Origin of the sequence: Burkholderia sola (assembly GCF_905400185.1) — a bacterium.
Taxonomy (GTDB): Bacteria; Pseudomonadota; Gammaproteobacteria; order Burkholderiales; family Burkholderiaceae; genus Burkholderia; species Burkholderia sola.
Map to the genome: position 1 here is coordinate 1693332 of NZ_FR989676.1, position 21452 is coordinate 1714783.

Below are 21452 nucleotides of genomic sequence, written 5' to 3' on the forward strand. Positions count from 1 at the left end.
CGCGGCGTTCAGGTCCGCGCGAATGCCTGCACGAGGGCCGGCGGCGCGTGGGCGACCGTGACCTCCGGCGTGCCGTGCCACGCCGCGAGTTTCTTCACGGCCTTCGCGACGTCGGCTGCGAGCCCGGCGCCGAACCGCACGCCCGGCTCGACATGCACGGCTTTCAGCTCGAACGTGCCGAGCGTGCGATGCGCTTTCGCATCGACGCGGCCCACCAGCCGGCCGCGATGCAGCACGGGCAGGCAGAAATAGCCGTAGCGCCGCTTGTGCTCGGGCGTATAGCACTCGATCGTGTAATCGAAACCGAACAGCGTCGACGCGCGCCGCCGGTCCCACACGACCGGGTCGAACGGCGACAGCAGCGTCGTGACCGTCGAGCGCAGCGTGTCGGCAGCGGCCGCCGGCAGCAGCGCATCGAGCGAGCGATGCACGTAGGCCGGTTCCTTCCAGTCGTCGATCTGCACCGGAATCAGGTCACCGGCCTCGGCGAGCCGCTCCAGTTCCGCGCGGTACGAACGGCGCGGCAGCCGATAGTAGTCGGCCACCCAGTCCGCGCGCACGACGCCGAGCGCGCGGCACGTGTAGTCGAGCAGCGCAGGCAGCACCGCATCGCGCGGCGGCAGGTCGCGCGTATCGTCCCAGTCGGGCAGCACGCGTTCGCGCACGTCGTACACGCGCTGGAAATTGCGGCGCTCCGACACCATCAGGTCGCCCGTCGTGAACAGCACTTCCAGGTGACGCTTCTCGGGCTTGCGATCCCACCAGCCGTTGCCTTTCACGCCGTCCTCGCGCGCGAAATCGGCCGACCGCACCGGGCCTTCGTCGCGAATCCGCGCGAGCAGCCGTTCGATCTCCGGACGATTCTGCTCGTGCCATTCGGCCGCATATTTCCAGCCCATCCCCGACGGATCGAGCATCTTGTAGCGCATCAGCCCGAACTGCTCGATCGGCAGGAAACACGCTTCGTGCGACCAGTATTCGAACAGGCGCGCCTCGGCGAGATGTTCGTCGAGCCAGCGCGGCGGGAAATCGCCGAGACGGCTGAACAGCACGAGATACGGGCTGCGTGCGACGACGTGGATGGTGTCGATCTGCAACTGCGCCATCCGGCGGATCGTGTCGAGCACGTCGGACTTGGTCGCCTTGCGGCGCGGCGGGGTGAGCAGGCCCTGTGCGGCGAGATGGAGCGCGCGGGCGGCGGCGGGCGAAAGCGTGAGCATCGGCGGGACGGTCGAGGGTGGCGATCGGGAACCACTTTAGCGCGAAAGCGGCGCGCGCGTGCGACGTGCGGCTGCAACACGTCTGACAATGGTTGACAGATGCGTTTCGCAAGTTTCCCTATAGTGCAGTTCATGGCGCGACGATCAATGCGCGCAACGATTCCGCTTCCGACGCACATATGTCCATGGCACGCAGGAAGCGAATCCGGGATTCCCGACCCCCATCGGGAGACCCGGAGCCCTGAGCGGACATCCATGCGGCTGTGCACCGGCCCCGTGTGGATGTCCGCTGATTTTTTTGTTTTTCCGGTTTTCACCCATTGCCGCGCGACGGGTCATGCCGCGGCGCTCGTCTGTCCGGGCCGCAGCGCGCGGGACAGGTCGTAGTGTTTCGCCGCGCCGTAACGCGGCGAACCGAAGTGCCAGTCGTAATTGCCGCGAATGTACGTCCGGGCCTCGTCGAGCAGGCGCAGCGACGCGCGGTCGTCGGTGCGCGCACGTACCTGTTTTTCCAGATCGAGATAACGCGCGAGATAGCCGTTGTGGATGTCCGCCGCCGTGTCGAGCGCGGCTTGCGGCGCGAGCCCGCGTTCGTGCATCAGGACGCAGACGAGATTGCTGCTCGATTCGCCAGCTTCTTTCGGATACGAAAAGATGTCGTTGCACAGGCAGAGGATCAGGCCGGACAGCTTGCGCAGGCGCTCGACTCCTTCGTCGGCGTAGAACGCGGCGGGCGCTTCGTAGCCAGCGGCGATATCGATCAGCGCGAACGCGCCTTCGCCGCAGCCGTTATAGGTGCGACCGGAAAGGTACTCGGCCGTGTCGGGCACGACGTCGGTCGCGAACCGGCCGGCTTCCCACAGCGTCGAGAACAGGAACGTCATCATCCCCGCGACCCAGCGTGCGTACTGCACGCGCGTGGACGTCGCGGCGATACGCGCGCACACATCTTGAGTCGCCCGTTGCAGGGCGGGCAGGAACGCGGCCAGGTGCGGCAGGCGCGCCGCCAGCGCGGCGCGCAGCGGTGCCGGATCGTGGCCGGTCGGATCGGCAATCATTTCGTACAGCCACAGGTAGAGCGCGCCGAGCTCGCCGGGCGTGCGCGCGACGCCGTGCAGGCTGCACAGGCCGTCGTCGATCGCGAAGATCCAGCCGTACGCGCGGGTCGTCGTGCACAGGCCGTCGAAGGTGGCGTGCGCATAGACGCGCGAGCAGTATTCGCCGACCTTGCCGTGACGGATGCCGTTGGCCCAGCGCGGATCGTCGAGCAGGCCATGGCCGTTCATCCACGCGAGCAGGTCGGCTTCGGCGCGGTCGGCGTCGGGATGCACCGGCGTTTCGAACGGGTGGAACAGGTGCGGCAGCACGAGCGTGGGCGCGGCGGCTTCGGCGGCAACGGTTTCGGCGGTGGACATGGCGTACCTCGCGGATGGCGGGTGACAACAGGTGTCGTGAAGGGGGGGGGCGGCCTACATGCCGAACCGGCGCGCGCGCTTGCCGTATGCATCGATCGCCTGTTCGAAATCGTCGCGTCCGAAATCGGGCCAGCACGTCGGCGTGAAATAGAACTCCGAGAAAGCGGTTTGCCACAGCATGAAATTCGACAGGCGTTGCTCGCCGGACGTGCGGATCACGAGGTCCGGCTCCGGCTGGCCGGCCGTATAGAGCCGGCTCGCGATCAGCTCCGGGCTGAGCTGCGCGAGCAACTGATCGACGGTGCCGGCCGCGACGTGCTCCGCGATCAGCGAGCGGACTGCGTGCAGCAGGTCGAGGCGGCCGCTGTACGCGACCGCGATGTTCACATCGAGCCCGCACGCGTGGGCCGTGCGTTGTTGCGCGGCACCGATGCGCTCGGCTGTCGCGGGCGGCAACTTCGTCAGGTCGCCGATCACGTGCAGGCGCCAGCGGCCGCCGGCGGCGAGCTCGTCGAAGACGTCGGCGATGACCGCGAGCAGGCCGCGCAATTCCGCGGCGTCGCGATTGAGATTTTCGGTGGACAGCGGCCACAGCGTCACGAACGGGATCCCGGCTTCCTCGCACCACGACAGCAGCGCATGCACGTTGCGCCCGCCGGCCCGATAGCCGTCGACGGCCGGCAGGCCGAGACGGTCCGCCCAACGCCGGTTGCCATCGAGAATGACGGCAAGATGCGTCGGCAACGGCGGCCGGGCCGTTTCTGATGCGGCAGGCGAGTCGATGGTGAACGTTGCCGGCGCGCGCAGAATCAGCTCTTGAGTCATGGCGACTCCTTCGAGGCGAGGAAGCGATCGAAACGTGAAACAGCAGATGGGATCGTTATGGCGACTGCCGCATGCCGGCGTGGGAATTCTGTTCGCACCGATGCGAGCGATTATTATTGATCAATGAATTTCGGATTTTCAAGTCATTCGCATGCACCATTTCTCGGCGCGCCAGCGCAAGCGACCGAGCAGGCGTGGCGGGGTGCCGGCCGATATCGAAAGCGGTGATGCGCAGTCGATTTTCGAGCCGATGTTATTTCGACATGCGGATACGGCGAATGCTTTTTGCGTTTCGCGAGATTGAATAAATCGCGGAATTGGAAAATAAAGCGATGCAATACGCGGGCGACCGATTGCGGCGAAAACGTTTCCGCCGCGTCGGCCGTCGGGCGCTTATGCCCGCTTGCCGCGCGCGACTTCGTCGCCGGCGCCGGGCGGCAGCCGCCGCGTGATCGGAATCGACGCGAACGAGCACAGCCCGACCACGAGGAACGCGGGCCAGAAATCCGACCACATCATCGTCTGATGGCCCTGGAGCCAGTGCGACACGTGCAGCACGAGGCCGGCCACCGTCACGCCGAGGCCGAGCGACATCTGCTGGACGACGCTGCCGAGGCTCGTCGCGCGACCTGCGTCGCGCGGCGAGATGTCCGCGTAGATCATCGAATTCAGGCTCGTGAACTGCAGCGCGGGGAAGATGCCGCCGACCAGCACGATCAGCCAGATCGTCCAGGTCGCCATGCCGGGATGGAACACGCCGTACGCGGCGATCGCGAGGCCCGCGAATGCCGCGTTGTAGATCAGCACCGTGCGAAAACCGAAGCGGCGCAGCGTATGCGTGGCGGTCGAACGGCTGACCGCGCCGCCGAGCGCGGACGCGCACGTGATGAGCCCCGAGTGGAACGCGCTCATGCCGAGCCCTTCCTGCAGCGCGAGCGGCAGCAGGAACGGCACTGCGCCGAGCCCGATGCGGAACAGCGACCCGCCGACGACGCTCGCGTGGTACGTCGGGATCTTCAGAAAACTGAGGTCGAGCACTGGGCGTTCCTTGCGGCGCGCGTACGGCACGTACAGCGCGAGCATCGCGGCGCCGGCCGCGCACATGATGATGGCGTTCGAGCGCGACGTGAGCGAACCGTCGATCAGCGTGAGGCCCATCAGCAGCAACGCGGCGCCGCTGGCCGACAGCAGGAAGCCGAACCAGTCGAGCGGGCCCGGATCGGGCTCGTGCGTGTTCGCGATGTGCTTGCTGGCGAGGTAGATCCCGTAGATGCCGATCGGCACGTTGATGAAGAAGATCATCCGCCAGTGCAGGTAGGTCGTGATGAAGCCGCCGACGAGCGGCCCGACCGTGGGCCCGAACAGCGCGGGAATCGCGAGGTAGTTCATCGCGCGCACGAGATCGGCGCGCGGCACCGCGCGGAAGATGATGATGCGGCCGACCGGGACCATCATCGCGCCGCCGACGCCCTGGATGAAGCGCGCGAACGTGAGCACGCCGAGCGAGTTGGATGCCGCGCACATCAGCGAGCCGACGACGAAGATGCCGATCGCGGTGCGGAACACGGCGCGCGCGCTGAAGCGGTCGGCGAGCCAGCCGCAGATCGGAATGAACACGCCGAGACCGACCACGTAGGCCGTGATCGCAATGTTCAACGTGACGGGGTTGTGCCCAAAGTCCCTCGCCATCGCGGGCAGGGCGGTGACGATGATGTTCGCGTCGACGCTTTCCATGAACAACGCACAGGCAACGATGAGCGGTGCTAGAAAGACGGGCGACATGGGCAGGGCGCGCGGTAAAGACGCCATTATGCCCACAATGTGACCGCTGCGTCACGTACGACAACAGTTGTTCCGCATGTTGCAACAGTCGTCTTTTCCGGCGGATGGCGCGGAAAGGACGACCGCGCACGTGTGAGCGATGTGCTGCCTGGGCGATGAACGACGCGGCATCGTCGTCGCGATGCGCACGCGTTTTCGATGCGAGGCCGGAGGTTGACGCGGTGATCTGCGAACCGCTTGCCGCACGGCAAGTCGACCGCGCGTTCGCGTTGGAATGCGCGACGAGCGGGGACGACGTTGGGCCCGGTCATGTCGATTCCTTTTGACGGCGTGTCCGTGCGTTTCTAGAATATGAGCACTTGCTCACATTCGAAAGCCGCCTTCCCGCCATGTCCGAATCGTCGTCGCGCATTCCGCTTTCGCCGCGCAAGGCGCCGCGCCAGCGCCGCTCGGTGGCCACCGTCGATGCGATCGTCGAGGCTGCCGCCCGCATTCTGGAGCGCGACGGCTTCGACGGTTACACGACGAACGCGGTGGCCGCGCTGGCCGGCGTGAGTATCGGCTCGCTCTACCAATACTTCCCGAACCGCGATGCATTGACGGCCGCGCTCGTCGAGCGCGAGAGCGCGCGTCTGCTCGACGACGTCGACCGGGCCGCCGCGCTGTCGTGCTGTGACGACGTGCTGCGCACGCTGGTGCGCGGGGCCGTCGCGCATCAGATGCGCCGGCCGGTGCTCGCGCGGCTGATCGATTTCGAGGAGGCGCGCTTGCCGCTCGGCGCGCGCACCGCGCGCGTCGCGGACCGCATCCACGCGACCTTGCTGCATGCGCTCGGGCTGCGCGATGCGCCGCGCGTCGCCGCGCCCGGCGTCGTGGCACACGATCTGCTCGCGATCGTGAAAGGCATCGTCGATGCGGCGGGCGCGCGCGGCGAGACCGATGCGGATGCACTCGAAGCGCGTGCGTGGCGGGCGGTACGCGGCTATCTCCGCGAGTCGCGCGAATCGAAACTTGCTTGACATGCATGTTTCGTGCGACAGTCAGGCCCATTCGCACCACAACATGACGCGTATCGATCGAAGGCCATCGAGACGAACGCGCGCGCGAACGAGACCTCGTGCCGATCCACTCACCATTCGAAAGGAGGGGACACGCCATGACGTCACGTCGTGCCGCACCGCTTGCATCTCGCTTCCCGTCGCGTCAGTCACCGCCCGCGCCGCGTCCGCGCTGGGCGGCCGCACTGGCCATTGCCTATCTCGCCGTCGCCGGTTGCGCCGCGCAGGCCGACAATGCGCACCAGGCCGCCGCGCAAGCGGCGAGCCCGTCCGCGTTGCCGGCCACCCCCGCAGCCGCATCCGCTCCCGCGTCCGGCACGCTGCTGCCGCCGCCGAGCCAGCTCTACGGCGACCTGTTCGTCGCGGTGCAGACCGCGCAGCTCTATCCCGACCAGAAGACCTTCGTCGACGCCACGCCCGATACCGATCCCGCGACGATCGTGCAGTTGTATCAGCAACAGAAATCGCAGCCGGGCTTCTCGCTGAAGGCGTTCGTCGACCAGCATTTCACGCCGCCCGCGACAGGCGGCGTGACGCCGCCGCCGAACCAGACGCTGCGCCAGCACATCGACTGGCTGTGGCCGCAGCTCACGCGCACGAGCACCGCGGCGCCCCCGTACAGTTCGCTGATTCCGCTGCCGAAGCCGTACGTCGTGCCGGGCGGCCGCTTCCGCGAAGGCTACTACTGGGACACCTATTTCACGATGCTCGGGCTGCAGGTGTCGGGGCGCGAGGATCTCGTCGACGACATGCTCGACAACTTCGCATACCTGATCGATACGATCGGGCACATCCCGAACGGCAATCGCACGTACTACGCGAGCCGCTCGCAGCCGCCGTTCTTCGCGTACATGGTCACGCTCGCCGCGCAGGTCGAAGGCGACAAGGTCTACCAGAAATACCTGCCGGCGCTGCGCAAGGAGCACGCGTACTGGATGCAGGGCGAAACCACGACACCGCGCGGGCAGGCGACGCGCAACGTGGTCGCGATGCCCGACGGCGCCGTGCTGAACCGCTACTGGGATGCGAGCGACACGCCGCGCGACGAGTCGTATCTCGAGGACGTGACGACCGCGAAATCGGTGCCGTCCCGGCCGGCGAACGAGGTGTACCGCGACCTGCGCGCGGGCGCCGAAAGCGGCTGGGACTACAGCTCGCGCTGGTTCGGCGACGGCAAGACGCTCGCGACGATCCGCACGACGTCGATCGTGCCGGTCGACCTGAACAGCCTGATGTTCCATCTCGAGACGACGATCGTGAAGGGCTGCGTGGTCACGCGCGACATCGCGTGCGTGGCCGATTTCTCGGCGCGCGCGGGGCGGCGTGCGGCCGCGATCAATCACTACCTGTGGAATCGTCGCGGCTATTACGGCGACTATGACTGGCAGTTGCGCAAGCCGCGCGACGGCGTGACGGCGGCCGCGCTGTATCCGCTGTTCGCTGGCGTCGCGTGGCCGGAGCGCGCGAAGGCGACCGCGCGCGAAGTGCGCAAGACGCTGCTGCAGCCGGGCGGGCTCGCGACGACGACCGAGAACACGGGCCAGCAGTGGGATGCGCCGAACGGCTGGGCGCCGCTGCAGTGGATCGCGATCGACGGGCTGCGCCGTTACGGCGAACCGGCGCTCGCGAAGGACATCGGCACGCGTTTCCTGTCCGACGTGAAGCAGGTGTACGCGGCCGAAGGCAAGCTCGTCGAGAAGTACGTGGTCGAGGGCACCGGAACGGGTGGCGGCGGGGGCGGCGAATATCCGTTGCAGGACGGCTTCGGCTGGACCAACGGCGTCACGCTGAAACTGCTGGGGCTGTACGGCGAGTAACGCACGGCGGCGCGGGCCGCATGCCCGCACGGCAAGCCACCACATGGGCCGGGCCGTCGCGCAAGCGGCCGTCCGGCCCGTGCCTCGATGCGGCGGGCATCAGAACGTGATCGTCGTGCGCACGCCGACCACCGTCTCGTCGCCGATGCGCGCGCCGGCCGCATTCGGGTTCGGGATGCCGCCGCCCGGACGGAAGAAGTGCTGCAGGTCGGCCTGCACTTGCCACCACGGCGCGACCTGATACTGGTACGTCGCCTCGATGACCGTCTCCGCGCGGCGCACCGGATAGCCGGGCGTCGTGTACGCGCCGGTGTCGCCGTCGAGGCCGCGCGCATGCGAGCCGATCTTCGCGTAGCCGATCGCGATGCCGGCGACGTCGTTGTCGCGTCCGACGAACGGCGCCTTCAGCGTCACGCCCGCATTGGCCGCGAAATCGACGATATTGCGATCGCCCGGCGAGCCCATCACGCGCGCGAACACGCCGACCGAGCGCGGGCTGTCGGCCGACGGCCGCCACACCATCTGGTCCGCGACCGCATAGAAGCCGTAGTTGCCGCGATGCGTGGCGGGCGTACCGTTGCTCGCCGGATCGGCGAGCGACAACCCGTCGGTGCCGTAGCGTGGATCGTTCGCGTGCTGCGACTGATACCAGGCGCCGAGTTTGTACGTGCCGGGCAGGCCGGCCGGCGGCGGCGCCTTCGGATCGGCGGCCGGCGCGTTCAGCGCATACTGCACTTCGCCGATCACGAATGCGCCGCTGCGCAGGTTGAAGTTGGCGCCGTGCGCGTTCAGCACCTGCGCGTCGCCGTCGCTGCGGCCGGCCGGGTTGCCGTCGAACACGCCGACCATCGCGGTCCACGCGTCGGCCGGCTTCACGCGCAGACGCGCGCCAAGCGCCGACAGCGGATACGCGGGGCCGCCGGACGGCAGGTCGGTGGACGGCAGCACGGGCCAGCCGAACGTCGCGTTCATGAACGTCGCCGCGTTCTCGCTCACCATGAATTCCTGGTCGACGCTCTGCTGGCCGACTTTCACGTCGACCTTGCCGTCGAGCAGCGACTGCTGATACCAGAGCTCCCACAGGCGCGTGGTCGAATTGGCTTCGATGCCGGTCGCGGTCTGCAACGTCTGCAGGTAGCGCTGCGAGAGGTTGGTGCCGTGGATCTGCAGCCCCGACACGTTGAACGTGCCGCCCGGCAGGCCGATCGCCTTGCCGGTGTCGACGTTGAAGCCGAATTGCGTGAGCCCCTGGTACGCGCCGCCGCGACCCGTGCCGCCGGACGTGTTGTACAGGTACTCGCTGGTTTCCTGCAGGCTCAGCGTGACGCCGTGCTGGTCGAGCACGTCGCGCAGGCCGCCGATGTTGCCGAGCAGGTTCGAGCGCTCCCACAAGCCGGTGGGAGCGGGCGCGGCAGCATCGGCGGCCTGTTGTTGCGCGGGGGCGGCCGCATCGCGCGCGCCGGCCGCCGGTTCGGTTGCGGCGGGAGACGTCGCTTGCGCGAATGCGGGTGCGGCGGCGAACGACAGCAGCAGCGCGGCGAGCGCATCGACGCGACGCTTGCGCGGGACGGGTGCGAGAGTGTTCTTCATTTGGTTCCGTTGGCAATTTGATTCGTTAGGCTGAAGAAACGGGAACGGGATGCGGGACGCATGGCGAGACGGCCCGCACGGACGCAGAGGGATTACGGCAGCCAGCCGCCGACGCGCCATACCTGCGCGAAGCCGACGCGTGGCGCGACCGAGCAAAGCAGCGCGGCGAGCGCGACCGCGGCCGCCGTCGCGGCGATCAGCACGCAATCGAGCAGGCGGGGCGCCGCCGGCACATGGGCGAGCGCGAAGCCGCGCCAGTTGCTCAACACATGGGTGAGCGGCGAAAGGCCGGAAACGAACGAGCGGTCGCACGCGACGTGCACGACGCGCTTGAGCCTGACCGCGAACGATTGAAAGAACATGACGCTGCCTCCGTTTCCGTCCGGCGAACGCCGGACGACGTGATCGAGCGCGGGTGCGTGACGCGACCCTGCGATCGGAGGATGGAACATAACGGAGCGTGCGACTGACGAACCGGCGATGGCCGGCCCGGGAGGAGGCGCGCTAACCCGACGAATGCGAGCTAGCGGCGAAAGACATGTGTCTGGCTGCTATCTCGCGATGGCTTGGCCGGCCTGGACCGGCATCGAACTGCAACTAGAGCATGTGTCCACGGAGGGACTCCCTTGATGAATTGGGGCGGATTGTAGTCGCGACTTTTGCTGCGGCGCAAGCAGAAAACGCACGAAAGATGCGCTGTGTCGCGTGCGCGTCGCCGCGGGGCGGGGCGGGCACTTGGCCGCCGGGCGATCGTCAAAAGGATGCACAGTAGGGTGCCGCGGCCGTTGCTCGCACGCATCGGCGCCCGGCCGCGTGATGACGGCGCTGAAAGGTTTCGGAACGTTATTTCAAGGGCAAATCTTTCAGTCGCGTCAGGCGGGGAATTTATTTCGAAAAATGGGGTTTCAAGGGGTTGACTTCACTTTCGGGCGGTCCATAGAATCCGCCATCTTCACTCTTGGGGCCGCCGCCTTGGACGCCTGCAGTAGTCGATCTTCGAACGACATTTCCGCCTGAGCGACCGACGTCCGCGCCTCATCGACGCCGCCGTTTGTCTCCCGGGCAAACGGTGCGCGCAGCAGTATTCCGCAGCCACTCCCTACGTGCACCCTGATTCGCGCCGGTTAGCGTGATGCGTTCTCGCATGCGTTGCCCGGTTTCACCGCCGCCAGGCAGGCGGCCGCGTTCGCGCATCCGTTCTCCGGGCGCGCGAACGCCGGCCCGCCCGCCGGACGGCGGTCAACCGTGTTCTCCGGAACACCGCACAGGAGCCGCCGTGAACGACAGTGACAGTTGTCCCTTATGCCCGTTGCATACGCAGACCCTTTTGAACCCGGGTCGCGGGGACACGCCGGCCGCCTAGCCTGACACGTCGTTCAGGCACCGGACTGGCCCCGCGCCCACGACGCGGCCGGCACGATGCCGTCGCCGCACGGAGCCAGACCATGAACTTCGGCCTTCTGCTGTCGAACCTTCCGCACGTCACGGAATCGCGCCACCACTACGACGCGATGCTGACGCTCGACGCCCGTCCGCGGGTGTTCTCCCGCCTGCTGAACCAGCTGAAAGCGTTGATCCACTGAAAAGAAGCGTCGAGCGCGCCTCGGCATGCGCACGCGCGCCCGCCTTCGAGCGGCCGTCCCGCGCGCATGCCAAGGTCACACGCTCATCGAATCGCATAACCCTTAGCCGTACGGAATACATCATGTCCACGCCCTCCAACGTCTCCCCACCGATCGCGGTCGAGCGCAGCGCCGTGCTCGACGAAGCCCATCTGGGCGACATCCGCGGTGCGCTCGGCACGATCTCGCACCACGACACCGGTGCGCGCGGCACGTGGTGGGCGCGCCTGCGCACGCTGCTCGCGATCATCGGCCCGGGCCTGATCGTGATGGTCGGCGACAACGACGCCGGCGCATTCGGCACCTATACGCAGGCCGGCCAGAACTACGGCACGACGCTGCTGTGGACACTGCTGCTGCTCGTGCCCGTGCTGTACGTGAACCAGGAAATGGTGCTGCGCCTCGGCGCCGTTACGGGCGTCGGCCATGCACGGCTGATCTTCGAACGCTTCGGCAAGTTCTGGGGTGCGTTCAGCGTGATCGACCTGTTTCTGCTCAACGCGCTGACCATCGTCACCGAGTTCATCGGCATCACGTTCGTGCTGGATTTCTTCGGATTGCCGAAGGTGGCCGGCGTGTGCGTGGCCGCGGCCTTGACGATGGCGGCCGTCAGTACCGGCGACTTCCGGCGTTTCGAGCGGTTCGCGATCGGGCTGTGCGTGCTGAGCCTGCTGCTCGTGCCGGTGCTCGTGTCGATCCACCCGCCGGTCGCGCAGATGACGCGCGATTTCTTCGTGCCGAACTGGCCCGCGCACGCGAAGCTGTCGGACGTGATGCTGCTCGTGATCGGTATCGTCGGCACGACGGTCGCGCCGTGGCAATTGTTTTTCCAGCAGAGCTACGTGATCGACAAGCGCATCACGCCGCGCTTCATGAAATATGAAAAGGCCGACTTGTGGATCGGCATCGCGTTCGTGCTGGTCGGCGCGGTCGCGATGATCGGCTTCAGCTCGGCGTTGTTCGGCGGCCATCCGGAAGCCGGCAACTTCACCGACGCGGGCGGCGTCATCGCCGGCCTGGAGCGGTATGCGGGCCGCACGAGCGCGACGCTGTTCGCGGTCGCATTGCTCGACGCGTGCATCATCGGCGCGGCGGCCGTGTCGCTGTCGACCGCCTACGCGATCGGCGACGTGTTCAAGATCCGCCACTCGCTGCACCGCGGCGTGACCGACGCGAAGGGCTTTTATCTCGTGTATTTCGGCATCGTCGCGGCCGCGGCCACGCTCGTGCTGATCCCGGGCAGCCCGCTCGGCCTGCTGACCGAAGCCGTGCAGACGCTCGCCGGCGTGCTGCTGCCGAGCGCGACGGTGTTTCTGCTGGTGCTGTGCAACGACCGCCAGGTGCTCGGCCCCTGGGTCAATTCGACGAAGCTCAACGTGTTCACGGGCGCGGTGATCTGGGTGCTGGTGCTGCTGTCGATCATCCTGACCGCGTCGGTGATGTATCCGGACATCAGCGGCGAAGCGATCGTCGACGTGCTGGTGGGCGGCACCGTGCTCGCGATCGCCGGCTATCTCGCGACGGTACTGATTCGCCGCAACAAGCGCGTCGTCGAGCCGGCCGTCGATCGCTCGCTGCGTGACACGTGGCGCATGCCGCCGCTCGACACGCTGGCGCCGCAGAACATGACGCTCGCGACGCGGATCTGGATGGCCGTGCTGCGCGGCTATCTGGTGATCGCGGTCGGCCTCGTGATCGTGAAGGTCGTGCAGATGACGCTGCTGAAGTAACGGCGATCGTCTGCCAGGAAGCGGCGCCAGACCCGGCGCCGCCCGTCCATGCCGGCCCGCGAGGCCGGCATGTGCGTTTACGCGGGCGATGACGCGCAACGGCGTTGAGCCGTCGCCGCGTGTCAGATCAGCTCGAGCTTCGACGTCAGATACGTGAGCTGGATCCGGTTCGCGACGCCGAAGCGCTTGCGCAGCTTGCGCAGGTGATAGTCGACGTTGTGCGCGCTGGTGTCGAGGCGCCGGCCGATCTCCTTGTCGGACGCGCCTTCGGCGATGCCGAGCAGCAACTCCTGCTCGAACGGCGTGAGCCCGTTGACCGCACGCTCGCGCGACGTCGAGATCAGTTGCGGCGACGCGAACTTGTGGACCGACAGCCCGATCGACAGCGCCTGCTCGATCGTCGCCGGCGTGATCCATTCGCGCGTGCGGCGCGGCGCGGTGAAGCTCATGAACGCGTGCAGCCGCGTGCCGGGCACGGCCATCGAATACATGATGCCGCTGCACATCCCGTCGTCCTGCATCGTCTGCAGGAAGCCGTCGAGCGCGGCCGGGCTCACGGACGGCGCGTCGTCGCGCTCGCGGTGCGCGCGGCGCAATTGCTGCAGATCCCACACGATCGGCATGTTGCACACGCGCGCGCCGAGCGTGCGCGGATCGACGTCGTGATGGCTGTGCCGCACGTAGTCGCCGCGATAGGTGGCCGGCGTGAACGCTTCGTGCAGGTAGAGACTTTCGACGCGCTCGCGCGTGAATTCGAGGGCGAAATACGCGAACGTCGAGAAGCCGGTCAGGTGCAGCAGGCTCGTGACGATCCGGTTGCGCTCGGCCGTGCTCTGCGCGAGCGCGAGCGTATCGGCGACGCCGAGCTTCGGCGCGTGCGGCTGCGCGTCGTCGCCGCGCTTCACGTCGTCGCACCAGACGACCTGCACGGCGCGCTCGCGCAGCGCGTCCGCGCCGGCGTTCGACACGCGCGACGAGCGCGGCAAGCTGGTTGGGGCGACCGCTTCTTCATGCAATGCAATATCGGACATGAGCCATCCCTCGGAATCGACGCGCATCGCCTGGCGGCGGCCGTATCGTGTACGGTATTCGCGGCGGTGCGACCGAGCATCGTTGTGATTGCGCCGTCGTCATCCCTGACGAAACGCGGGGGCATTGTACAAAAATGCCGGTGTGTGGGTAATATGCCGTAATACTAATCGCGGCGAAAGTTTCATGTTCGCGTGCATATAACGACGACCAGAAAATCATAAAGAAAAGACCAGATCGTGACGGGGCGCAGTTTCACATATTGGGAAAGGGCGGGCTCCTCATGACATATGCTGACGGCGCACCACGCGTCGAGTGGTTCTCACAAGCCGATATCGCGGCCGCTGCCGCTTATTCGAACGAATATCACACCATCGAGCGTGACGTTTTTACCGGTATTCAAATAGCGCCCGGTAAAACCGACCTTGCGTCATTCGATTTCGCGCAATGCCATGCGCGATTGCGGCAAATCGGATTCAGTACGCTCGGTTACGGCGCGTACGAAATGATCGGGCGCCGCATCCTGCGCGCGCATCTGCTGCGCGATCTCGCGCCGGCGACGTTCATGCAGCCGTTCATCGAAGGGATGCTGTACGAAAGCGACCCGCGCTTCGCGCAGGTGCGGCAGAGCGGCTTCCCGGTCGCGTGGCGGCTCGACGAGATCGAGGCGGCCGCGCAGGGCAGCGGCGATCGCAAGGTGCTGGCGCTCGCCGGCCACTTGCGTGCGCATGCAATGAATAGCGGCGTGATCTTCAGTCTGTCGGCGCCGCGCCTCGACCTGCGCGTCGCGGTGAACCTGACGTCGGAAACGCACGGTACCGAATGGATCGACGATCGCGTGATCGGCGGCGCGCTGTCGGTCAGTCTTGCCGTGCACCGCGTCGCGCTGCCGTTCCTCGAGGCGCGTGTCGCGCGCATGCGCGGCTTCGCGCTCGGCGACGAGCAGCAGCAGGTGCTCGACCGGCTCGTGCACGGGTTGTCCGACCAGGAGATCGCGAGCGCGCTGCGTACGTCGCTGCACAAGGTCGGACACCATATCCGCTCGCTGGAAAAGCAGTTCAACGTACAGAATCGCGCGCAGCTCGCGTACCTCGCCGCGCGGCGGCTGCCGTCCTGATCTGACGTCTTCGGGCACGCGCGCCGGCGGCCCCGGCGCGCGATGGAAGCGGTTCCGGCGACGCGTGCCCGAACCGGCCGCCGGGTTTCGTAGTCCGATTCGATCGTCTGACGAAAACGCGCTTTCACGCTACGAGGCGCGCTTCTTTTTCTTGCGGTTCCCGTCGCTACACTCGTCCCATTCAACGGTCCGCGCAGCACGGGGAAGGCTTGCCCGTGCCAGCCGGCGATAACGACAGGACGACGGCACGATGGCTGAACCGAAGGCGCTCCCCCGCGACTGGCAGCGGTTGTTTTCCGCCGGCCGCGGCGTGTCCGGACGGCGCCTCGGGGGCGCATCGCCGCGCGCCGACCTGTTTCTCGCGACCTTCATCGTCGCGGTCGTCGCGCTGTTCATCCTGCCGCTGCCGCAGACCGCGCTCGACGGGATGATCTCGCTGAATCTCGCGGCGAGCGTCGTGCTGCTGACGGTGTCGACCTACGTGCCGTCGGCGGTCAGCTTCTCGTCGTTCCCCGCGTTGCTGTTGTTTACGACGCTGTTCCGGCTCGCGCTGAACATCGCGTCGTGCAAGCTGATCCTGCTGCATGCGAACGCCGGCCACGTGATCGACGCGTTCGGGCGGCTGGTGGTCGGCAACAACGTGGTGGTGGGCGGTGTGGTGTTCCTCGTGATCGCGGTCGTGCAGTTCATCGTGATCGCGAAAGGGTCGGAGCGGGTGGCCGAAGTCGGCGCGCGCTTCTCGCTCGACGCGATGCCGGGCAAGCAGATGAGCATCGACGCGGACCTGCGCGCGGGCATCATCAGCGCCGACGAAGCGCGCGAGCGCCGCGAGAAGCTCGAGCAGGAATCGCAGATGCACGGCGCGATGGACGGCGCGATGAAGTTCGTGAAGGGCGACGCGATCGCGGGCCTCGTGATCGCGTTCATCAACATCGTGGCCGGCATCGCGGTCGGCACGCTGATGCACGGGATGGACATCGGCGAGGCGCTGCAACGTTACGCGATCCTGACGGTCGGCGACGGGATGGCGTCGCAGATTCCGTCGCTGCTGGTGTCGATCGCGGCCGGCATCGTGACGACGCGCGTGGCGACGCGCGATGCGCGGCAGCGCCAGCTCGGCGAACAGCTCGGCGAGCAACTGGGTGCGCACCCGCGCGCGCTGCTGATCGCGGCGTTCGTGCTGACCGGTTTTCTCGTCGTGCCCGGTTTTCCGAAATGGTCGTTCGCGCTGATCGCGCTCGGCCTCGGTGCGTTCGCGTTCTCGCAACTCAAGCGCAAGACGTCGGCGCCGAGCTTCAACCTGATTCATGTCGCGGGGCGCGTCGGCGCGGCCGACGACGGCCAGCCCGCGAAGGTGTCGCACGCGGCGGGCGTCACGTCGCTGATCGCGGTGTCGCTGTCCGACGAGCTACGCACGGGCCTGAACCTCGCGCAATTGCAGGCGGCGCTGTCGAGCGCGAAGGCGCGCGTCGACGCGGACATCGGCACGGTGTTTCCGCGCATCACGCTGAACGACGACGAGGGCGCGCCGGCCGGCACGTACCGGATCTACCTGCAGGACGTGCTCGCCGCGCACGGCGCGCTGAAGCCGGGCTGGCTGCTGTGGGACGGCGTCGCGCCGCTGCCCGAGCGCGCGGAGCGCCAGCCGGCCGAGGCGTTCGGTCCGTTCGCGACCGCGCTGTGGATCAAGCCGGACGGCACGGCGCCGGACGGTAAGTGGCTGTCGAGCGAAAGCGCGCTGGCCGCGCACGTCGAGCAGATCGTGCGCCAGCATGCGGACGAGCTGCTCGGCATCCAGGAGACGCAGGCGCTCGTGCATCTGGTGCGCCGCGATCACCCCGAGCTCGTCGGCGAACTGACGCGGCTCGTGCCGCTGCAGCGCGTGACCGAAGTGCTGCGTCGGCTGCTCGCCGAACAGGTGCCGATCCGCAACTTGCGCGTGATCTTCGAGAGTCTGATCACGTGGGCGCCGAACGAGCCCGACGACGTGATCGCGCTGGTCGAACTCGTGCGCGTCGATCTGCGCCGGATGATCACCGACCGTCACGCGGGCACGGCGCGCCAGCTGCGGGTCGTGCTGTTCGAGCAGAACCTGCAGGAGCGGATCGAAAGCGCGGTGATGCGCACGAAGCAGGGCAATTTCCTCGCGCTGTCGAGCGCGGTCAAGCAGGACATCGGCGAACAGGTGCGCGCGATCGTGCAGGCCGCGCAGGCGGCCGGCCCCGGCGGCCACGGTGGCCACGGCAATGCGCCGGGCGCCGCTCGGCTCGCGGTGATGGTCGCGCTCGGCGCGCGCCGCTACGTGAAGACGATTCTGCAGCCGGTGCTGCCCGAGCTCGCGGTGTTGTCGTACCAGGAAGTCGAGGAGGACGTGCAGTTGCATACGGTCGGCTGGGTGAAGAACCCGCCGGACGACGGCACGGTCGGCGCGGGCGCCGACGTGCGCGCGCCGGGAGCCATGCAATGACGAGCTCGACGATCCTCGACCTGACGCGCCAGGCGCTGATGCTCGTGCTGCTGTTGTCGCTGCCGATCGTGCTGATCGCGACCGTCACCGGCCTCGTCGTCGCGATCCTGCAGGCCGTCACGCAGGTGCAGGACGCCAACATCGGCATCGCGGTGCGGCTGATCGCCGTGATGGTCGCGCTCGTGCTGCTGTCGGGCTGGCTCGGCGGCGAAGTGCTGCGCTTCGCACAGCAGGCGCTGGAACGCATGTTCGTTTCTTCCACAGGAGTCCTTTGATGCGTCGACGCGTCGCCTCGATCCGGTTTCAACCGCGCAGCCTGCAACGGGCCGCGCTTGCCGTGTGTGCGACCGCGCTGCTCACGGCGTCGCTGTGCATGGCGCCCGCGCAGCATGCGCGCGCCGCGGACCTGCGCTGGCGCAACAAGCCGTTCACGATCGTCGCGAACGGCAAGAAGATCGGCGACTTCATCCGCGAGCTCGCGTCGTCCCAGGGCGTGACGGCGGTGGTCGACCCGAAGGTCGACGGCGTGATCAGCGGCCGCTTTTCCGGCACGCCGCAGCAGACGCTCGACACGATCTGCTCGACCTACGGGCTCACGTGGTACTACGACGGCTCGTTCCTGTACGTCGATCCGGCCGACCAGTCGCAAACGCAGATGATCCCGATCCCGCCGAACGCGTCCGGCGAAATCGGCCGCGCGCTGCAGGCGATGCAGATTCCGGACAAGCGCTACACGCTGGTGATCAACGATCGCGCGAACAGCGTGTACGTGGCCGGCCCGCGCCGCTACGTCGAGCTCGTGCGGCAGGCGATCGGCTCGGTCGGCGATCCGTCGGCGAACGGCGCGCATGCGGACATCCGCGCGTTCCGTCTGAAATACGGCTGGGCGTCGGATTTCACGATCAATCGCTCGGGCAAGGAAGTGACGGTGCCGGGCGTCGCGACGATCCTGCGCCGGCTGTTCGGCAAGACCGGCGACACGGTCGCGGCGCCGTCGAGCACGCCGCTCGGGCAGGCCGCGCGCCAGGTGAAGCTCGGCTCGGGGCTGACGATTGCGGTGCCGCGCCTCGACTTCCCCGACATCTCCGGCGGCCCGCGGCAGGGCGGCTACGGCGGTGCGGACGGCAGCATGGGCGGCGGGTTCTCGCCGTTCTCGAACAACGGCGGCGGCGACACGCTGCCGCAGATCGTCGCCGATCCCGCGATCAACGCGGTGATCGTGCGCGACCTGCCGGAGAACATGTACCGCTACCAGTCGCTGATCGGCCAGCTCGACGAGCGGCCGCGCATCGTCGAGATCAACGTGACGATCATCGACATCAACGAGGATTCGCTCGACAGCCTCGGGATCGACTGGCGCCTGCACACGACGCACGGCGACGTACAGATCGGCAACGGCCAGAACGCGCTGAACGGCAACACGCAGTACAACGGCGCCGGCAACCCGCCGCTGACGTTCGGCATCGGCACGTCGGAAACCGGGCAGACGGGCGCGTTCATGCCGACCGGCATCGCGCTGACCGCATCGATCGGCGGGTCGCTGCGCAACTACCTGCTCACGCGCGTGAACGCGCTCGCGCAGAAAGGCCAGGCGCAACTGCGATCGAAGCCGAAGGTGCTCGCGCTCGACAACACCGAGGCGATCCTCGAGAACCTCACGCAGTTCTACGTGCAGGTGCCGGGCTATCAGGATTCGTCGCTGTACAGCGTGACGACCGGCACCAGCATCAAGGTGACGCCGATGATCGTCGACGAGGCGATCCGCAACGCGGCCGCCGTGTCCGGCAACTCGCAGAGCGTGATGATGTCGATCGACATCCAGGACGGCAACATCGTGCCGGGGCAGGCCGTGTCGAACGTGCCGGTGATCCAGCAGCGCAACATCGTCACCAAGACGATGATCGACGAAGGCAAGAGCCTGCTGATTGCCGGTTTCAACGACGACGAGGTGCGGCTGAACAAGAGCGGCGTGCCCTGGCTGTCCGACATTCCGCTGATCGGCAACCTGTTCAAGTACACCGACAAGTCGGGCAACCACATGGAGCGGTTCTACCTGCTGACGCCGCGCGTCGTGACGAATGCGTCGATGTATGCGCCGGACGGCTCGCCCGTGAACCCGGGCGTCGACGGTCCGGCGAACCCTGAAGGGCTGTCGATGTATCGGCCGCCGGACAACGACGTCGCGGTGCCGCTGACACCGAAGCCGCTGCCCGGCACGAAGTTCGGTCCGCCCGCGTTGCCGCCGCCGCCTGCGGGCGCGGCGTCGCAGCCGGCGGCGACGACCGCAGGAGTGGTCACGCATGTCGACGAGCATCATTGATCCGCACGGCGACGGCGCGTTGCCCGGCGGCGCGGGAAGCGCGGGGGCCGGTTCGGCCGCGCTCGCGTCGCCGTGGAACCTGTGCTTCCTGAGCGGGCCGATGTACGGCCGCACGATGTCGCTCGCACGCGGCGCGAACTGGGTCGGCACGGCGGCCGATTGCGAAGTGATCTTGCCCGATCGCGAGATCGGCGCGAAACAGGTATGCCTGCAGGTCGGCGCGCTCGCGGTGACCGTGCAGAACCACGGCGGCGACACCGGTGCGCCGGTGCTGTTCAACGACGAGCCGCTCGGCAGCGGCCGCCGCTCGCTGACGCCGAACGACGTCGTGACGGTCGGCTCGATCCGGCTCGGCATCGCACGGCATGCGCAGGCGAGCGTCGCGTTGCCCGACGAAACCGATACGCCGGACACCGCGCGCGAGGCCGCATGGCTCGGCTGGCTCACCGGCGGGCTGCGGCGGCTGGGCAGCCGGCGGCTCGTGATCGCGCTGGTCGCGCTGTGGGTCGGCGTGCTGCTCGGCGCACTCGGCTACGGCTTCGTCGCATGGTCGGGGCGCCTGCCGTGGCAGCACGAATCGGTGCTCGCGCGCACGCACCGGCTGCAGCAGCTGCTGCACGCGTATCCGGAGCTGGCGGTCGCGCCGCGCGACGACGGCGTGATCGTGTCGGGTTACGTGAGCGACCCGGCCGCGCGCGAGCGCGTCGCGCAGATCGTCGCGGGCGTCGACAACGCGGCGCTCGGCAACATCTACGTGGTCAGCGATCTGGTCGCGACCGCGCAGACCTATTTCAGCGATACGGCGCTGACGGTCACGTATCTCGGGCGCGGCCGGATCGAGCTGACGGGCACGGCCGCGCGCGCGCAGATCGAGCCGCGCATCCGCAACTACATGAAGGATGCCCGGCCGGCGCTCGAGGTGGTCGATCACGTGCGCGACGCCGATGCGGCCGCGCCGCGCACGGCGACGACGCTCGGCGGCACGGCGGGCATTCCGGAGATCACGACCGTGTTCGCGGGCGACGGCGACCAGCGCTACATCGAGACGGTCGACGGCAGCCGCTATTTCGAAGGCGCGCGGCTGAAGGAGGGGGCGACCGTCGTGTCGATCGGCCCGGACGAAGTGGTGTTCGAGCGCAACGGCCAGCGCATCACGATGCCGCTCGGCGGCCCGTCGGCGCATGCGCCCGAGCAGGCGCCGGCGCCGCCCGTGGCGCCGCTCGCGAGCGGGGCGGCGGCAGGCGTCGCGCAGCCGGTGCCGGGACCGACGCTGTTGCCCGATGCGCCGGCGACGCCAGCCGTCGCGGCGGCCGGCGCATCGAAAGGCGCGACGCACTAGCGTCGCGACAGGATCAGCGCAGCGCGTTTCGCGATGCGCGCATTACGCGACACGCCGCGCATGCGGCGCGTCACGTCGCCGGCGGGGCATGGGGCCGCCGCCGGAAGGTGGTGTGTGGTTC

Annotated in this window: 16 protein-coding genes; 9 read left to right on the forward strand and 7 right to left on the reverse strand. The window is 67.8% G+C overall.

Going from position 1 to position 21452, the window contains the following annotated elements:
- Positions 1 to 8 precede the first annotated feature (8 nt).
- The 4 genes from KR541_RS24150 to KR541_RS24165 form a co-directional block, all read right to left on the reverse strand.
- Positions 9 to 1220, reverse strand: a complete 1212-nt coding sequence (locus KR541_RS24150; RefSeq protein ID WP_050015000.1) for a winged helix-turn-helix domain-containing protein — start codon at positions 1218 to 1220, stop codon at positions 9 to 11.
- A 335-nt stretch (positions 1221 to 1555) separates the two neighbouring features.
- Positions 1556 to 2635 carry a terpene synthase family protein gene (locus KR541_RS24155; protein ID WP_050015002.1) on the reverse strand — a complete coding sequence of 360 codons (1080 nt, stop codon included), beginning with the start codon at positions 2633 to 2635 and terminating at the stop codon, positions 1556 to 1558.
- 54 nt (positions 2636 to 2689) lie between these two features.
- Positions 2690 to 3460 (reverse strand): polyprenyl diphosphate synthase, encoded by a 771-nt coding sequence (gene uppS / locus KR541_RS24160; RefSeq protein ID WP_050015004.1) that lies wholly within the window; start codon positions 3458 to 3460, stop codon positions 2690 to 2692.
- 393 nt (positions 3461 to 3853) lie between these two features.
- The gene (locus tag KR541_RS24165) at positions 3854 to 5242 is read right to left on the reverse strand and encodes an MFS transporter (protein WP_050015005.1); all 1389 of its coding nucleotides are present in this window, start codon (positions 5240 to 5242) and stop codon (positions 3854 to 3856) included.
- Positions 5243 to 5631: 389 nt separating this feature from the next.
- Between KR541_RS24165 and KR541_RS24170 the strand changes: the two genes are divergently transcribed.
- Complete coding sequence (locus KR541_RS24170) at positions 5632 to 6261, forward strand: TetR/AcrR family transcriptional regulator (RefSeq protein WP_050015006.1); 630 nt, start codon at positions 5632 to 5634, stop codon at positions 6259 to 6261.
- Between the two features lie 137 nt (positions 6262 to 6398).
- Positions 6399 to 8117: an alpha,alpha-trehalase TreA gene (treA, locus tag KR541_RS24175; protein WP_050015008.1), complete on the forward strand. Its 1719-nt coding sequence runs from the start codon at positions 6399 to 6401 to the stop codon at positions 8115 to 8117.
- Positions 8118 to 8216: 99 nt separating this feature from the next.
- Here the strand turns inward: treA and KR541_RS24180 are convergent, their stop codons facing one another.
- Together KR541_RS24180 and KR541_RS24185 are read right to left on the reverse strand one after the other, a co-directional pair.
- The gene (locus tag KR541_RS24180) at positions 8217 to 9707 is read right to left on the reverse strand and encodes a carbohydrate porin (protein WP_050015010.1); all 1491 of its coding nucleotides are present in this window, start codon (positions 9705 to 9707) and stop codon (positions 8217 to 8219) included.
- Positions 9708 to 9799: 92 nt separating this feature from the next.
- Complete coding sequence (locus KR541_RS24185; RefSeq protein ID WP_050015011.1) at positions 9800 to 10069, reverse strand: hypothetical protein; 270 nt, start codon at positions 10067 to 10069, stop codon at positions 9800 to 9802.
- Between the two features lie 1083 nt (positions 10070 to 11152).
- On the opposite strand from KR541_RS24185, the gene KR541_RS24190 reads away from it, so the two are divergent.
- Positions 11153 to 11290 carry a hypothetical protein gene (locus tag KR541_RS24190; protein ID WP_162838124.1) on the forward strand — a complete coding sequence of 46 codons (138 nt, stop codon included), beginning with the start codon at positions 11153 to 11155 and terminating at the stop codon, positions 11288 to 11290.
- 122 nt (positions 11291 to 11412) lie between these two features.
- Positions 11413 to 13059, forward strand: coding sequence for an NRAMP family divalent metal transporter (locus KR541_RS24195; RefSeq protein ID WP_050015013.1), 1647 nt, complete (start codon positions 11413 to 11415; stop codon positions 13057 to 13059).
- Positions 13060 to 13181: 122 nt separating this feature from the next.
- On the opposite strand, the gene KR541_RS24200 is transcribed toward KR541_RS24195, so the two are convergent.
- Complete coding sequence (locus KR541_RS24200; protein WP_050015089.1) at positions 13182 to 14090, reverse strand: helix-turn-helix transcriptional regulator; 909 nt, start codon at positions 14088 to 14090, stop codon at positions 13182 to 13184.
- 281 nt (positions 14091 to 14371) lie between these two features.
- On the opposite strand from KR541_RS24200, the gene KR541_RS24205 reads away from it, so the two are divergent.
- The 5 genes from KR541_RS24205 to sctD all read left to right on the forward strand — a co-directional run bounded on the left by KR541_RS24205 (position 14372) and on the right by sctD (position 21331).
- Positions 14372 to 15205, forward strand: coding sequence for a helix-turn-helix transcriptional regulator (locus KR541_RS24205; RefSeq protein ID WP_050015015.1), 834 nt, complete (start codon positions 14372 to 14374; stop codon positions 15203 to 15205).
- Positions 15206 to 15455: 250 nt separating this feature from the next.
- Positions 15456 to 17672, forward strand: coding sequence for a type III secretion system export apparatus subunit SctV (gene sctV, locus KR541_RS24210; protein WP_050015017.1), 2217 nt, complete (start codon positions 15456 to 15458; stop codon positions 17670 to 17672).
- Positions 17669 to 17947 (forward strand): type III secretion system export apparatus subunit SctS, encoded by a 279-nt coding sequence (gene sctS / locus KR541_RS24215; protein ID WP_006480854.1) that lies wholly within the window; start codon positions 17669 to 17671, stop codon positions 17945 to 17947. The genes sctV and sctS overlap by 4 nt, the downstream gene beginning before the upstream one ends.
- Positions 17947 to 19992, forward strand: a complete 2046-nt coding sequence (gene sctC, locus KR541_RS24220) for a type III secretion system outer membrane ring subunit SctC (RefSeq protein ID WP_050015018.1) — start codon at positions 17947 to 17949, stop codon at positions 19990 to 19992. Before sctS ends, sctC begins: the two co-directional genes overlap by 1 nt.
- Positions 19973 to 21331, forward strand: coding sequence for a type III secretion system inner membrane ring subunit SctD (sctD, locus tag KR541_RS24225; protein ID WP_124595238.1), 1359 nt, complete (start codon positions 19973 to 19975; stop codon positions 21329 to 21331). Before sctC ends, sctD begins: the two co-directional genes overlap by 20 nt.
- Positions 21332 to 21452: the final 121 nt, after the last annotated feature.

What these genes read in the sequence shown, in the direction of transcription:
- KR541_RS24150 (WP_050015000.1), bottom strand. Translation starts at nt 1,220, where the DNA reads ATGCTCACGCTTTCGCCCGCCGCCGCCCGCGCGCTCCATCTCGCCGCA.
- KR541_RS24155 (WP_050015002.1), bottom strand. Translation starts at nt 2,635, where the DNA reads ATGTCCACCGCCGAAACCGTTGCCGCCGAAGCCGCCGCGCCCACGCTC.
- uppS (WP_050015004.1), bottom strand. Translation starts at nt 3,460, where the DNA reads ATGACTCAAGAGCTGATTCTGCGCGCGCCGGCAACGTTCACCATCGAC.
- KR541_RS24165 (WP_050015005.1), bottom strand. Translation starts at nt 5,242, where the DNA reads ATGTCGCCCGTCTTTCTAGCACCGCTCATCGTTGCCTGTGCGTTGTTC.
- KR541_RS24170 (WP_050015006.1), top strand. Translation starts at nt 5,632, where the DNA reads ATGTCCGAATCGTCGTCGCGCATTCCGCTTTCGCCGCGCAAGGCGCCG.
- treA (WP_050015008.1), top strand. Translation starts at nt 6,399, where the DNA reads ATGACGTCACGTCGTGCCGCACCGCTTGCATCTCGCTTCCCGTCGCGT.
- KR541_RS24180 (WP_050015010.1), bottom strand. Translation starts at nt 9,707, where the DNA reads ATGAAGAACACTCTCGCACCCGTCCCGCGCAAGCGTCGCGTCGATGCG.
- KR541_RS24185 (WP_050015011.1), bottom strand. Translation starts at nt 10,069, where the DNA reads ATGTTCTTTCAATCGTTCGCGGTCAGGCTCAAGCGCGTCGTGCACGTC.
- KR541_RS24190 (WP_162838124.1), top strand. Translation starts at nt 11,153, where the DNA reads ATGAACTTCGGCCTTCTGCTGTCGAACCTTCCGCACGTCACGGAATCG.
- KR541_RS24195 (WP_050015013.1), top strand. Translation starts at nt 11,413, where the DNA reads ATGTCCACGCCCTCCAACGTCTCCCCACCGATCGCGGTCGAGCGCAGC.
- KR541_RS24200 (WP_050015089.1), bottom strand. Translation starts at nt 14,090, where the DNA reads ATGTCCGATATTGCATTGCATGAAGAAGCGGTCGCCCCAACCAGCTTG.
- KR541_RS24205 (WP_050015015.1), top strand. Translation starts at nt 14,372, where the DNA reads ATGACATATGCTGACGGCGCACCACGCGTCGAGTGGTTCTCACAAGCC.
- sctV (WP_050015017.1), top strand. Translation starts at nt 15,456, where the DNA reads ATGGCTGAACCGAAGGCGCTCCCCCGCGACTGGCAGCGGTTGTTTTCC.
- sctS (WP_006480854.1), top strand. Translation starts at nt 17,669, where the DNA reads ATGACGAGCTCGACGATCCTCGACCTGACGCGCCAGGCGCTGATGCTC.
- sctC (WP_050015018.1), top strand. Translation starts at nt 17,947, where the DNA reads ATGCGTCGACGCGTCGCCTCGATCCGGTTTCAACCGCGCAGCCTGCAA.
- sctD (WP_124595238.1), top strand. Translation starts at nt 19,973, where the DNA reads ATGTCGACGAGCATCATTGATCCGCACGGCGACGGCGCGTTGCCCGGC.